This window comes from Pseudomonas sp. GW822-FHT02E03, assembly GCF_058802325.1.
This window is the reverse complement of sequence record NZ_JBXAOA010000005.1, coordinates 39,588-53,704: the sequence shown is the minus strand read 5'-3', so window position 1 is coordinate 53,704 and position 14,117 is coordinate 39,588. Positions and strand designations below refer to the sequence as shown.

Here is a 14,117-nt window from a genome sequence, read left to right as displayed (position 1 = left end):
TTACCCACCAGGGAGCTGGCCATGCGTCTGAGCGCGCTTTATCGTTTTCCATTGAAATCCGGCAAGGGCGAGACCCTCAATCAGGTCAGCCTGGACAAGCTGGGACTGGACGGTGATCGACGCTGGATGCTGGTGGACGAGGCCAGCGGGCGCTTTCTGACCCAACGCGCGGTCGCGAAAATGAGTCAGCTGTCGGCGTTGTGGAATGCCGACGGCGGCTTGACCCTCAGTGCCCCGGGCCATTCAACGATCGATATTGCGTTGCCTGACGGCGATGCCGATTTGCGTGGCGTGACCATCTGGCGCGACACCTTGCGCGTCCCCGATGCCGGCGATGCGGCGGGTGCCTGGGTCAGTGAGTTTATCGGCAAGCCGACGCGTCTGGTGCAAGTGCCGCTTGATCGCGCGCGGACCACCCAGGCCGGCTATGGCAGGGACGACGATCAGGTGGCGTTTGCCGACGGTTTCCCGTTGTTGCTGATTGGTCAGGCGTCGCTGGATGACTTGTCGAGCAAGGTCGGGCGGCCGCTGGAGATGTTGCGTTTCCGGCCCAATCTGGTGATCGAGGGCAGCGAGGCGTATGCCGAAGATAGCTGGAAGCGCATCCGCATTGGCGATGTCGAGTTCCGCGTGGTCAAGTCCTGCTCACGCTGCATTCTGACCACCATCGACCCGCAGACCGGCGAACGCAGCGAAGATCGTGAACCGCTGGCGACCTTGCAGAAATACCGCACCGAGGCCGACGGCGCGATGTTCGGGCAGAATCTGGTCAACGACGGCAATGGCCGGCTTGAAGTCGGCATGCCCGTGACGATCCTCGAATAAAAGCCCTTCAAAATAAAAAATGCCCGCGTCCAAGGACACGGGCATTTTTTTTTGTCTCTGTGAAAACCCGGGGGGTTAACCGCGGTATTCGCACAGGTAAGCGGTGTCGACGGCCACTTTCAGCTGGAACTTGCTGTTGGCGGGCACGTTGAACTGGCTGCCGGCGGCGAAGGTTTCCCAAGCATCGCTGTCAGGCAGTTTGACGGTCAGGGCGCCGGACACCACGTGCATGATTTCACGCTGGCTGGTGCCGAATTCGTATTCGCCCGGTGCCATGACGCCGATGGTCGCTGGACCTTCAGCGGTGCCAAAGGCGATCGACTTGACGGTGCCGTCGAAGTACTCGTTGACTTTAAACATGGGCGGTTCCTCGAAAAGGGCTAAAAAGGGCCGGCCAGTATGCACAAGGTGTCGATAGGCGTCACCTCCTGCACTCAAGGATTCGCGGGGAAAACCAGCGGTAACAAACGCGCAGTATTGCGCGCGTCTTCCAGCGCCCGATGCTGCTGACCCGTGAACTGCAGGCCCGCCAACTGCAAGGCTCCATTGAGCCCCAGTGGGCGCTCCAGTCGACGAGCCTTGGCGAAGCGTTGCTTGAGGTTCATGTGCGGCACCCGGCTCAGGGCGCTGTCGAGTTGCAGGCGCTGCCAGTCTTGAAGCAGCTGTTTGCGGTCGTAATCGCCCCAACTGGCCCAGCCTTCCAGGCTCGCGTGATGTTGACCGAGCCAGCGTTCGAACAACGGCCAGACGTCGGTGAGCGGTTGTGAGGCATCGATATTGGCCTGGGTGATGTGGGTCAGTTCCCGGCAAAACGGCGTCAGCAAGGGCCGGCGCAATGGGCGCACGAAGCACTGGAAGTGATCCAGTTCCTGGCCCTTGCGGTCCACGAGGGTGGCACCGATTTCGATGATTTCCATTTCCGTTACTGGCCAGCCACCCTCATCGGTGGTGGCTTCCAGATCAATGACCAACCAGTGAGGCATCGCAGGGTTCCTGGTATCCGCGTCCTGATAGGGCTTGAGCGTAGCCAAACCCGGCGGATCCGCCTAGCGGCTTATTCGACCTCTAACAAAATCTGACGATTTTTGACCTGATCGCCGACCCTGACCTGCAAGCGTTTAAGCACTCCGTCAATCCCCGATTTGAGCGGATGCTCCATTTTCATTGCTTCGAGCACCACCAATAGCTGACCTTTGCTGACCGGGCTGCCCTCACTGACCAGTACGTCGACGATCGCCCCGTCCATCGGCGCCTTGAGCGTGCCGGAACTGACACTGGCCTGGCCGCTGACCAGCGCCTGGGTCCGATCGACCAGTCGCAGGCTGCCGGGGCGCGTGAACAACCAGAGTTGCCCGGCCTTGAGGCGATAGGCATGGCGTTGGCGGATGCCGTCGATTTCCAGCGTGGCCCAACGTCCGTCGCACTGGATGACCTTCAGTTCGAGGGTACGAGCGCCGATCTGAGCACGGTAGGGTTTGCCAGGTTCAGCGTTCAATTCCACCGGCCAATCCTGATCCTCCAGGCCTATTCGGTAGTGCAAGGGCACGCTGGCGTTGTTGCGCCAACCGGCCAGCGGGGTGCGGTGAGCCTGCGCTGAAGCCTGATAAAACAGCGCCGCAGCGATGGCCAGTTCTTCGGCGCTCGGCACATGGGGATGCAGGCAGGGATGATCGGCGAAGTGCGTGGGGATGAACCCGGTGCTGAACTTGCCGCTGATGAACTGCGGATGTTCCAGCAGGCAGGCGAGCAAGCGCTGATTGCTTTGCACGCCCAGCAGCACGCTGTCCTGTACCGCCCGCAGCAACTTGCGCCGGGCTTCTTCGCGGGTGGCGCCGTGGGCGATGAGCTTGCCCAGCATCGGGTCATAAAACGGACTGACAGACTGGCCCTCGATCAAGCCATGGTCGATCCGCACACCGCCCGGCAACGCAGGTTCCCAGGCTGCGATTCGCCCGGTTTGCGGCAGAAATCCTTGGGCTGGGTCTTCGGCATACAGACGCACTTCCATGGCATGGCCGTTGAGCTGAACCTGCTCCTGTTGCAACGGCAGTGGCAGTCCTTCGGCCACGTGAAACTGCCAGGCCACCAGATCGAGGCCGGTGATCAGCTCTGTCACCGGGTGTTCCACTTGCAGCCGGGTGTTCATCTCCAGAAAGTAAAACTGCCCGCGAGCATCCAGCAGGAACTCCACAGTGCCGGCGCCGACATAATTCACCGCGCGCCCCGCCTTGAGCGCCGCTTCGCCCATGGCCTGGCGCAAGTCGGCAGTCATCACCGGGCAGGGCGCTTCTTCGATGATTTTCTGATGCCGGCGCTGGATCGAACAATCGCGCTCACCGAGGTAGATCAGGTTGCCGTGCTGATCGCCAAACACCTGAACTTCGACGTGACGCGGGTCGATCAAGGCTTGCTCGAGGATCAGTTCGTCGCTGCCAAACCCATGCTGCGCTTCGGAGCGTGCGGTACGGAGTTGCTCCAGCAACTCTCCAGCGCTGTGCACCAGGCGCATGCCACGACCGCCGCCACCGGCACTGGCCTTGATCATCAGCGGGTAGCCGATGCGTTCGGCTTCGCGACTCAGAGTCGCGTCGTCCTGTTCGCTGCCCTGATAGCCTTTGATGCAGGGCACGCCCGCTTTGATCATGGCGAGTTTCGACAGACGTTTGCTGCCCATCAGTTCGATGGCCTCGGGGCTCGGGCCGATGAAGATGATGCCGGCCTGTTGGCAGGCGCGGGCGAATTCTGCGTTTTCCGAGAGAAAGCCGTAACCGGGGTGGATCGCATCGGCACCGGTGCGCCGGGCGGCGTCGATGATTGCCTGGATGTTCAGGTAAGACTGCTGCACCGGGGCCGGGCCGATGTTCACGGCTTCGTCGGCCATCTGCACATGCAAGGCATCGGCGTCGGCGTCGCTGAATACTGCGACGGTGCGGTAGCCCAGCGCTTGCGCGGTGCGCTGGATGCGGCAGGCGATTTCACCGCGGTTGGCGATCAGGATTTTGCTGAAGGCGGGCATGGGTTATTCCCTTTGTATTACGGTGAATGTGATGGCCCCATCGCGGGCAAGCCCGCTCCCACAGGATTTTGTGAACGACACAGATCTCTGTGGGAGCGAGTCTGCTCGCGATGCTTTTAAATCGCCCAACCCGGTTTTCGCTTTTGCACAAAGGCCATCGTCCCCTCGATCCCTTCATCCCCGGTCACTGCTTCGCTGAACCACTCGGCCGCCTGATCCAGCAGGCCATCCGAGAGTTGCCCCGCACTCGCCAGCAAGAGTTTTTTGGTCGCCGCATTAGCCCCCGGAGCACAACACAACACATGAGCCAGCACTTCATCGAGGCGCTCGGCCAAGGCTTGCGGGTCATGCTCGACAAAATGCACCAATCCCATCCGCCGGGCCTGGGTGCCATCGAACCGTGCGGCGGTCAGGGCCAGTCGGCGGGCCTGGGTCAGGCCGATGCGCTGCACCACGAACGGTGCGATCTGCGCCGGCAACAGGCCGAGGCTGGTTTCCGGCAGGCCGAATTGCGCCTGATGATCGGCCATGGCTATGTCACTGACGCAGGCCAGACCGAAGCCGCCGCCAAGCACCGCGCCTTGCAGCACCGTGATGACCACTTGCGGCGCATGCTGAGCTTCTTCCAGCAAGGTGCCGAACGCACGGTTCAATTCGCGGTAGGCGGTCGCGCCTTGCGCGCGGGCATTGGCCATGTCCTTGATGTCGGCACCGGCACAAAAATGCCCGCCGGCACCGCCGATCACCAACGCGCGAACCTGCCGGTCATCGCGCACCGCCACCAGCACCGCACGCAGCTCGGCGACCATTTGCAAGCTCATGGCGTTGCGACTGTCGGGGCGATTGAGGGTGATGTGCAACACGCCGTTATGCCGTTCGAGCAACAGGGTCTGACAAATGGGGAGGGTGTTCATTTTTTTTTCCCCGGCAGGATGCCCATGAGTTTGCAGATGATCCCCAGCATGATTTCGTCGGCACCGCCGCCGATCGACACCAGCCTCACGTCGCGGTAAGCCCGCGCCACCGGGTTGTCCCACATGAAGCCCATGCCGCCCCAATATTGCAGGCAACTGTCGCTGACCTCCCGACCGAGGCGCCCGGCCTTGAGTTTGGCCATGGACGCCAGACGGGTGACGTCCTGGCCTTTGATGTATTGCTCGGTGGCCTGGTAGACCAGCGCCCGCAGGCATTCGATTTCGGTTTGCAGCTCGGCCAGGCGGAAATGAATGACCTGATTGTCAATCAGCGCATTGCCGAAGGTTTTGCGCTCCTTGCAGTACTCGATGGTGCTGTCGACGCAGTACTCCAGGCCTTTGATCATGTTCGCGGCGCCGAACAATCGTTCTTCCTGGAACTGCAGCATCTGCATCATGAACCCCGCGCCTTCATGGCCGATGCGGTTGCGTTGTGGCACACGCACGTTGTCGAAAAACACCTGGGCGGTTTCCGAGCTGCGCATGCCGAGCTTGTCCAGATGCGAGCTGAGGCTTATGCCAGGGCTGTTCATCGGCACCATGATCAGCGACTTGTTGATGTGCGGTTTGTCTTCTGAGGTGTTGGCCAGCAGGCAAATGAAATCGGCGCTCGGCGAGTTGGTGATCCACATCTTGCTGCCGTTGATCACGTAGTCGTCGCCGTCCTTGCGGGCGGTGGTTTTCAAACCTGCTACGTCGGAGCCGGCACCGACTTCGGAGACGCCAATGCAGCCAACCTGCTCGCCGGTGATCGCGGGGCGGAGGAATTCTTCGCGCAGTTCATCGGAGCCGAAACGCGCCAGGGCCGGGGTGCACATGTCGGTCTGCACGCCGATGGACATCGGAATACCGCCGCAATGAATGGTGCCGAACTCTTCGGCGGCCACAATCGAATAGCTGTAGTCGAGCCCCATGCCGCCGAATTTTTCCGGTTTGGAAATCCCCAGCAGACCGAGGTCGCCCGCCTTGCGGAAGATCTCATGGATCGGAAAGCGCCCAGCCTTTTCCCATTCCTCGACATGAGGATTGATCTCGTGATCGACGAATTGACGGACGGTGCGGCGCAGTGCTTCGTGTTCCTGGGTGAAGATCATTTTTTATTGTTCTCCTGACGAACCCGATCGTTCCCATGCGTAGCAAAGGAACGCCTCTATGGACGCTCTGCGTCCGCCATTGGAACGCGGAGCGTCCCGGGCTGCATTCCCACGCAGAGCGTAGGAACGATCAATCAAAACCTCGCGACACCAAAACTGTTGGGTTGCAGCGAACGAACCTCGGCCTCATGGCAGATGTCCAGCAAATACCCGAGCAACGTGCGGGTGTCCCGCGGATCGATCAGCCCGTCGTCCCACAGATTGGCGCTGCCATACAACGCGGTGGATTGGCTGTCGAGCTTCTGCGCGGTGACTTGTTCCAGCATGTCGAGCATTTTCGGGTCGGGCACCAACCCGTCCTTGAGCTGTTTGGCTTCGGTGACGATCCGCAGCACTTTGCCGGCCTGGGCGCCGCCCATCACCGCGGTGCGGCTGTTGGGCCAGGCGAAGATGAAGCGCGGGTCGAGGCCGCGGCCGCACATTGCGTAGTTGCCAGCGCCGTAGGAACCGCCGACGACGATCGTCAATTTAGGCACTCGGGCATTGGCCACCGCTTGAATCATTTTCGCGCCGTGCTTGATCACGCCTTGTTGTTCCGACTCGGTGCCGACCATGAAACCGGTGGTGTTGTGGAAAAACAGCAGGGGCGTCTGGCTCTGGTCGCAGAGCTGAATGAACTGCGCGGCCTTGCTCGCACCTTTGGGCGTAATCGGCCCGTTGTTGCCGATGAAGCCGCAGGCTCGACCCTGAAGCTGCAAATGCCCGCAGATTGTTTGCTGGTCGAACTCGCCCTTGAATTCGAGGAAGTTCGAAGCGTCGGCAATCCGGGCGATGATTTCGCGCACGTCGTAGGGCTTTTTCGGGTCATCCGGGATCAGTCCCAGCAGTTCGTCGATGGGGTAGAGCGGTTCTTCCCACCGACGTTCGGGTAACCATGGCAACTGATCGTTCCACGGCAACAGGCTCATGATCTCGCGCACCTGGCGCACGCCATCAGCATCGTTCTCGGCCAGGTATTCGGCGGTGCCGGCGGTTTGCGCGTGCATCTGGGCGCCGCCCAGTTCTTCGTCGGTAGCGACTTCACCGGTAGCGGCCTTGAGCAGCGGCGGCCCGGCAAGAAACAGCTTGGCCTTGCCGCGCACCACCACCACGTAATCCGACAACCCCGGCTGATAAGCACCGCCCGCCGTGGCCGAGCCATGGACCACGGTGATTTGCGGCAAGCCCATGGCCGACATCCGCGCCTGATTGGCAAAGCTGCGCGCGCCTTCGACGAAAATCTCCGCCGCGTAATTGAGGTTGGCGCCCCCGCTCTCCGCGAGGGTGATCACCGGCAGTCTGTTTTCCATGGCGATCTGTTGCAGGCGCAGGGACTTTTTCAAACCACTGGGGGAAATGGTTCCACCCTTGATCGCGCTGTTGTTCGCCACCACCAATACCCGCGCGCCGGACACGTAACCGATACCGGCGATCAAGCCGCCGCCGGCCGAACTGCCGTCCTTGTCGTCGTGCAGCTTGTAGCCGGCCAGGCTCGCCAGTTCGAGGAACGGCGCGCCGGGGTCAAGCAGCAGGTTAAGTCGCTCCCGGGGCAGCAGTTGCCCGCGCTTGTCGAACCTGGGCTTGGCTTCGGCGGCTTTGCTCCGCAGGTTCTGTTCGAGCTGGCGGACCTGCTCGATGCCGGCCAGCATGGCCGCACGGTTACGGGCGAACGATTCGCTGAACGGGTCTACCTGGGACTGGATGACCGGCATGGTTATTCCTTGTCCTTGAGTTCGTCTGGTTTGGAGGTGTCAGGTTTGGACGCGTCGGGTCTGAGTACTTCGGGTAAATAGGCGCGGTGAAAGCCGTTGTACGAATGACTGTTCTGCGCCTTGTGCATTGGCCAGGCCCGCCCGCCGAGGCTGGCGGCGCCGTCGATGCGCAACGTGCTGCCGCTGACAAAAGCGGCTGCCGGGCTGAGCAGGAAAACAATCGCCGCGCTGATTTCCGATTCGGTGCCGATGCGCTTGAGCGGTACGTGTTCGCACAGGGTCGGGATTACGGCCCGGAACGCACCTTCGTAGGTGTCCATGCCGCTGGAAGCGACCCAGCCTGGCGCGACGGCGTTGACCCGCACGCCGGCATAGCCCCATTCAAACGCGGCGGTCTTGGTGAAGTTGTCCATGCCCGAGCGCGCCGCGCCCGAGTGACCCATGCCGGGCATGCCGCCCCACATGTCGGCGAGCATGTTGACGATGGCGCCGCCGTGCTTGCTCATGGACTGATTGAACACCTCACGGGCCATCAGAAAACCACCCACCAGGTTGGTGCGCAGTATGGTTTCGAACCCTTTCTGATTGATCGACGCCAGGGGCGAGGGGTACTGCCCGCCGGCATTGTTGACCAGCCCATGAATCGGCCCGTGTTTGCGGATCAATTCGCTGACCAATTGCGTGACGGCGTCTTCATCGCGGATATCGCAGACCTGCCAACTGGCTTTCCCTCCGTCTTCAGTGATTTCAGCGGCGACCTTTTTCAGTTTCTCGGCATTACGCCCCACCAGCAGCACCTGCGCGCCGAGGGCTGCGAGCTCGTGGGCGGTGCAACGGCCAATGCCGCTGCCGCCACCGGTGACGATGATGTTCTGGCCGGCGAACAGGTCGGGTTTGTAAATCGAGTCATAAGCCATGGCGAAGGTCCTCTAGTTGACCTGATCGGCGATGTGCTGCGGCACCGGAATCTGGATCTCCAGCAGTTGTTGGGCGAACGCCTTGCCTTGCGGATCGATCCGCAGGCTGGCCACGCCACCGCCGCCGAGTGCGTTCTCCAGAAGAAAATTAAAGCTCTGAGTGCCGGGTAAATACCAGCGTTCGACACGCCCGTGGATCGGGTCGAGGACATGGCTCATCCAGTCGACCATCACCTCAGGTGTCAGCGCTTCGGCGATCCATGGCAGGTAGTCGGGATGGCGGGCCATGACGCCGATGTTGCTGTGATTGCCCTTGTCGCCTGAGCGCGCCACGGCGAGTTTGATCAGGGCTACGCTGGCGTCGGCGCGTTCTGTGGGTTGGGGCGGATCGAACGGTAGCGGCAAGTCAGCCGGGTCGAGTACATCGAGGGCGGGCAGGGCGCACGGGTGACGCTCACCGGCGAGGTCGATTTGCAGGGTGCAGGCCGTTTTATCGATCAGGAATGAAAACAGCCGGATCAGCGGGTACACCGTCGGCCGCCCGCCGACGATCCCGGTCAACCCCGGCGCCATGCCGGTGGCAGCTTGGGCGATTTCCCGGGAAAACAGAATCAAGGCCTGTTTGCTTGGGTGGCGCACGGCGAGTTTGATCACCACTTCGCGGCTGTCCTGGCGCTGGCCGTGCGGGCCATAAGTCGCTTCGCTGCCCAGCAGTTCGATATTCACTTCGCTGTAGGGCGCCCAGCCGCGCTGGCTGAACATTTCCGAGGTCTTGTTGATGATCGCCTGGCTGACCCGTCGGGCCTTGGCCACGGCATCGATCCCGGCGATCAGGCAACTGGCGGTGCAGCGGAAACCGTCCGGATACGTGGCGCTGACTTTATAGTGATCGGTCGGCGGCAAGCCTTTTGCGCCATGCACCTGTACCGCGTTTTTGCCTTGTTGCACGAGTTTGACCTGACTGAAATCGCACACCACGTCGGGCAGCAAATAGGCCTGCGGGTCGCCGATTTCATAGAGCATCTGCTCGCCCACCGTCAGCGGCGTGACCAGACCGCCGGAACCATCGGGTTTGCTGACGATAAACTGGCCGTCGACGCCGACTTCAACGATCGGAAAACCGATGTGTTCGTAGTCGGGCACGTCGCGCCAATCGGTGAAATTGCCGCCGGTGCACTGGGCGCCACATTCAATGAGGTGCCCGGCCAATGCAGCCTGGGCGAGTTTGTCGTAGTCGTGCCACGACCAGCCGAACTTATGCACCAGCGCGGCGCTGACCACGGCGCTGTCGACCACGCGCCCGGTAATCACAATGTCGGCGCCCAGGCGCAGGGCTTCGACGATGCCCGGCGCGCCGAGGTAGGCGTTGGTCGATACGCACATCGGCGGCAGGGGCGTACCACTGAACATCTCATGCAGGCCAAGGCTGCTCAGGTGTTTGAACTGCGGTTGCAGATCGTCACCCGACAGCACGGCAATCTTCAGCGTCACCCCGGCCTTGTCGCAAGCCGCTTGCAGGGCAGCGGCGCAAGCTTGTGGATTGACGCCGCCGGCATTGCTGATGACGCGAATTTGTTGTTCCGCAAGCTGGTTGAGGAGGGGACTGAGGACTTCGATGAAGTCGCTGGCGTAGCCGGCCCCCGGATCTTTCATCCTCGCCCCGGCCATGATCGACATCGTGATCTCGGCCAGATAATCGAACACCAGGTAGTCCAGCCGCCCGCCTTCCACCAGTTGCGCGGCGGCGGTCGAGGTGTCGCCCCAGAATGCGCTGGCGCAACCGATGCGGATTGTTTTAGGCGCAGTCAATTCCATAACCACCTCCGACAGAAGTGCTTCGAGACTACCAAGCAAGCGCTTGGTTTGTAAACGGCTGAAATATCTTCTGCCCAAGCGCTTGCTTGGTCGCCCCCGCCAGCTTAAATTGCCCGCGCAACCCCGCTGTTTTAGCGGCCAGCGGCGCAATTGATTGATCGACTGTAGGAGAGAACGGGTGGACGAGCAAAAAGCCCTGAGGGTGATGCGCGAATTGGTCGACAGCGGCCAATTGACCGACCCGGACAGCGCCCGCGGCAAACTGCTGCAAGTGGCCGCTCACCTGTTTCGCAACAAAGGTTATGAACGCACCACCGTGCGTGATCTGGCCAGTGCGGTGGGTATTCAATCAGGCAGTATTTTTCATCACTTCAAAAGCAAGGATGAGATCCTGCGGGCAGTGATGGAGGAAACCATTCGCTACAATACCGCATTGATGCGCGCAGCCCTGGCCGAGGCCGGCAGTGTGCGCGAGCGGGTGCTGGCGCTGATTCGTTGTGAATTGCAGTCGATCATGGGCGGCAGCGGCGAGGCCATGGCGGTGCTGGTGTATGAGTGGCGTTCGCTGTCAGCAGAAGGCCAGGCGCAGGTTCTGGCGCTGCGTGATATTTATGAGGACATCTGGTTGCAGGTGCTGGGCGAAGCCAAGGACGCCGGTTTTATCCGTGGCGACGTGTTCATCACTCGCCGTTTCCTGACGGGCGCGTTGTCCTGGACCACCACCTGGTTTCGTGCCGATGGCAGCATGAGCCTTGATCAATTGGCCGATGAGGCGTTGATTCTGGTGCTTGAGGAACGGCAGTGAGCCGTCTATCTCGACAAGAAACTGGCTAAGTTGGCGAAACCGCCTAGCTTGAATGCATTGATGGATATTTTTTTCGGGGAGTAGGCTGTTTTGATGTCTTCGCCAATTCGGACAGCGTCTCGGCTTTTGCTGGCGGCGCTTGCAGTGTGCTGCGTGTTGCCGTCTCAGGCTGCGCAACAGGTGCGGGTCGGTGCCGCGCATTTTCCACCCTATACCGTGCGCCCGGAGTCCGGTGCCGACACCGGTCTGTTGCCGCAACTGGTGGAAGCGCTGAATCAGTTGCAAACCGACTATCGGTTTGTGCTGGTGCCCACCTCCATTCCCCGGCGTTTCAATGACTTCAAGGAAGGCCGGGTCGATATGGCGATTTTCGAGAACCCGGACTGGGGCTGGAAGGACATTGCGCATACCCTTGTCGACATGGGCCTGGAAGATGCAGAAATCTTTGTCGCGCAGAAGCAACCCGGTCGCGATGAGAATTACTTCAAGGACCTGACTGGCAAGCGTCTGGCGCTGTACAGCGGCTATCACTACGAGTTTGCCAGTTTCAATGCCGATCCCAAGTATCTGGCCGAAACCTATAAGGCCACGCTGACTTATTCCCACGACAGCAACCTGCTGATGGTGCTGCGTGGACGAGCGGACATTGCCTTGGTGACACGTTCCTACCTGAGCGATTACCTGCTGCGTAACCAGAAAGTCGGCGAGCAATTGCTGGTGTCGCAGCGCATCGATCAGGTCTATCACCATTACGCGCTGATTCGCCCGCAGGCGCCGATTACCGGTGAAGCATTTGGCAAGTTGCTGCAAGGCCTGCGAAACAATGGCCAGATGCTGAAGATTTTCGATCCCTACAAAATTGCCTTGGTACCGGTGCGTAAACCCTGAGTCGTGCCCCTGATTAGTGCCATGAGACGCGCATTTGGCGACTGCGCTTAAATTTCCAGCCCCGGCTCACGTCACATCGTTGAACTGTCGACGATTACCGTGAGCCCCACCCATGTCCAATCTGAATGACCTGACCACCCTGGCCTTGCCGTCAGGCAACTGTCTTGTAGCCGATGAAACCGCCAGCCGCCTGAGCCTCAGCCTGCAAGGGCAACCGTTGATCGAGCTGCGGCTGACCCATGAGCCGGAGTTGCATCTGCGGCTGGAGGAGCGCTTCGGCCGTCCTGACGGTCAGGCATTCTGGGCGGCTTGCTATTGGCTGTTTGCCCGTGACGCGGCGTGTCAGCGTCTGACCTGGCAACTCGATGATGTGCCCACCGAAGCCTTGCTCAGCGGACTGCTGATCGCGACCGAAGTCACCGGCCAGTATCACTGCGAACGCACGCTGTTCTGGCAATTGCCTCAGCCTTGGCTGGGCGAGTCGCGCACTGGCAGCTATCCGCAGCAAATGGTCATCAGTGGCGGCAAGCGCCATCCATTGCGTGCGTTGAAACCCCGTGGTGAGGTGTATCGACGCTTCGATGCGCGGCTCGGTGCGTGGGTTTCCCTGCGCACGGTAGAAATCGAGCATGACCTGGCGCGTTTCAACCGCTGGCAGAACAGCCCGCGGGTGGCGAGTTTCTGGCAGGAGGAGGGCAGTCTCGAGAAGCATCGTGAATACCTGAGCAAGCTCGAAGCCGACCCGCATACCTTGACGCTGATCGGCTGCTTCGATGATCAGCCGTTTGCCTATTTCGAAGCCTATTGGGCCAAGGAAGATCGCATTGCGCCGTTCTACGATGCCGGCGATTACGACCGTGGCATTCACATGCTGGTGGGCGAAGAACATCACCGCGGGCCGCACAAGGTGGCGAGCTGGCTATCAGCGCTGGTGCATTACCTGTTTCTCGATGATCCACGCACGCAACGGGTGGTCGCCGAGCCTCGCGCCGACAACGCGAAGATGATCGGGCATATGCACAATCAGTGTTTCCACTGCGAAAAAGAGTTCGACTTCCCGCACAAGCGCGCGGCGCTGATGGTGTTGGGGCGTGAGCGGTTTTTTGATCGGTGTTCGTTGGCTTGATGCGTAACGCTCAAGGCCTGTTGCGGTCTTGAGTCAGTCTTCGCGGGCAAGCCTCGCTCCTACAGTGTTGTGTCGTTCACAAATAATGTAATCGACACAATCCTGTAGGAGCGAGGCTTGCCCGCGAAGCTTTTAACGGCGCGCAAAGGTATCCGCACGATTGCCCGACACTTTGCGGCAATGCACCAGCGCGTCACGAATCATGAAGTTCACCAGGGTTGGCGAGACGCCGAGTTCCTTGGCGATGTCTTTTTGCGGTACGCCGTGCAGGCGGTACATCTCGAAGGCGTAACGGGTGCGGCTGGGCAGCTCCGTCAGCGCATCGGCAATGTTTTCCAGGGTCGAGAAATTCATGTGCGAGGTTTCCGGCGAAGCGCCCTGAATCACCACGTTCAGACCTTCCTCTTCCGGGCCCGAATACTTCTGCTCCAGCGCCTGCTTGCGGTAATGGTCGATCGCCAGGTTACGCACGATCTGGAACAGATAGCTGAGCTGCGCCTTGATTGACGACGTGATCTGCGGCGCCGATTGCAGCCGGAAGAACGCATCCTGCACCACGTCTTCGGCGCGTGATCGGCAACCGGTGATGCGGGCGGCAATTTTGACCAGAATCAGTCGGTTGTCGACGAAGGCCTGAAGTAGCGGTGAATCGCACCTGCTTGTGGATACTTGTTCCGTCATTGGAAATCACCTTGCTGCAAATAGGGTCGTGGGACGACAAGTGGGTCGGAGTCGTCCTACACATCGAGCGACAAATTAGGCTGAATGATAATGATTGTCAATTGAGAAAGAGAATTAATGCTCCACATAAGAGCAGAGTGAGAACGGCGACACGCTGACTCACCTACCTGGCTGCAAGCCTGCCGGCGCTCAAGCCTGGCGACTAATTATTTCAAGACTTCATCC

At 60.6% G+C, this 14,117-nt stretch carries 13 protein-coding genes; 4 read left to right on the top strand and 9 right to left on the bottom strand.

Annotated elements, in window-relative coordinates; translation table 11 throughout:
* The first annotated feature begins 21 nt into the window (after positions 1–21).
* Positions 22–825, top strand: coding sequence for an MOSC domain-containing protein (locus AC1RQB_RS05530; RefSeq protein ID WP_063341072.1), 804 nt, complete (start codon positions 22–24; stop codon positions 823–825).
* A 75-nt stretch (positions 826–900) separates the two neighbouring features.
* Here AC1RQB_RS05530 and ppnP read toward each other — a convergent pair whose 3' ends face one another.
* From ppnP to AC1RQB_RS05490, 8 genes are all read right to left on the bottom strand, one after another.
* Positions 901–1,185: a pyrimidine/purine nucleoside phosphorylase gene (gene ppnP / locus AC1RQB_RS05525; protein WP_008009347.1), complete on the bottom strand. Its 285-nt coding sequence runs from the start codon at positions 1,183–1,185 to the stop codon at positions 901–903.
* A gap of 74 nt (positions 1,186–1,259) precedes the next feature.
* A complete protein-coding gene (locus AC1RQB_RS05520) occupies positions 1,260–1,808 on the bottom strand; it encodes a 3'-5' exonuclease (RefSeq protein WP_063341071.1) in 549 nt (182 codons plus the stop codon).
* 71 nt (positions 1,809–1,879) lie between these two features.
* Complete coding sequence (locus AC1RQB_RS05515; protein WP_063341070.1) at positions 1,880–3,841, bottom strand: acetyl/propionyl/methylcrotonyl-CoA carboxylase subunit alpha; 1,962 nt, start codon at positions 3,839–3,841, stop codon at positions 1,880–1,882.
* Between the two features lie 116 nt (positions 3,842–3,957).
* On the bottom strand, positions 3,958–4,755 hold the full coding sequence (locus AC1RQB_RS05510; protein WP_063341069.1) for an enoyl-CoA hydratase/isomerase family protein: 798 nt from the start codon (positions 4,753–4,755) through the stop codon (positions 3,958–3,960).
* On the bottom strand, positions 4,752–5,909 hold the full coding sequence (gene atuD, locus AC1RQB_RS05505; protein ID WP_063341068.1) for a citronellyl-CoA dehydrogenase: 1,158 nt from the start codon (positions 5,907–5,909) through the stop codon (positions 4,752–4,754). Before atuD ends, AC1RQB_RS05510 begins: the two co-directional genes overlap by 4 nt.
* A 134-nt stretch (positions 5,910–6,043) precedes the next feature.
* On the bottom strand, positions 6,044–7,660 hold the full coding sequence (gene atuC, locus AC1RQB_RS05500) for a geranyl-CoA carboxylase subunit beta (protein WP_063341067.1): 1,617 nt from the start codon (positions 7,658–7,660) through the stop codon (positions 6,044–6,046).
* A 2-nt stretch (positions 7,661–7,662) separates the two neighbouring features.
* The gene (locus AC1RQB_RS05495) at positions 7,663–8,577 is read right to left on the bottom strand and encodes an SDR family oxidoreductase (RefSeq protein WP_063341066.1); all 915 of its coding nucleotides are present in this window, start codon (positions 8,575–8,577) and stop codon (positions 7,663–7,665) included.
* A 12-nt stretch (positions 8,578–8,589) separates the two neighbouring features.
* Entirely contained in the window at positions 8,590–10,392 is a 1,803-nt protein-coding gene (locus AC1RQB_RS05490; RefSeq protein ID WP_063341065.1) for an acyclic terpene utilization AtuA family protein, read from the bottom strand.
* A gap of 178 nt (positions 10,393–10,570) precedes the next feature.
* On the opposite strand from AC1RQB_RS05490, the gene AC1RQB_RS05485 reads away from it, so the two are divergent.
* The 3 genes from AC1RQB_RS05485 (at position 10,571) to AC1RQB_RS05475 (ending at position 13,211) form a co-directional block, all read left to right on the top strand.
* The gene (locus tag AC1RQB_RS05485) at positions 10,571–11,197 is read left to right on the top strand and encodes a TetR/AcrR family transcriptional regulator (RefSeq protein ID WP_008015249.1); all 627 of its coding nucleotides are present in this window, start codon (positions 10,571–10,573) and stop codon (positions 11,195–11,197) included.
* 93 nt (positions 11,198–11,290) lie between these two features.
* The gene (locus AC1RQB_RS05480; RefSeq protein ID WP_063341064.1) at positions 11,291–12,085 is read left to right on the top strand and encodes a substrate-binding periplasmic protein; all 795 of its coding nucleotides are present in this window, start codon (positions 11,291–11,293) and stop codon (positions 12,083–12,085) included.
* Between the two features lie 112 nt (positions 12,086–12,197).
* Positions 12,198–13,211, top strand: coding sequence for a GNAT family N-acetyltransferase (locus AC1RQB_RS05475; protein WP_063341063.1), 1,014 nt, complete (start codon positions 12,198–12,200; stop codon positions 13,209–13,211).
* Between the two features lie 132 nt (positions 13,212–13,343).
* On the opposite strand, the gene AC1RQB_RS05470 is transcribed toward AC1RQB_RS05475, so the two are convergent.
* Positions 13,344–13,892 carry an RNA polymerase factor sigma-70 gene (locus tag AC1RQB_RS05470; protein ID WP_007894994.1) on the bottom strand — a complete coding sequence of 183 codons (549 nt, stop codon included), beginning with the start codon at positions 13,890–13,892 and terminating at the stop codon, positions 13,344–13,346.
* Between the last annotated feature and the right edge of the window lie 225 nt (positions 13,893–14,117).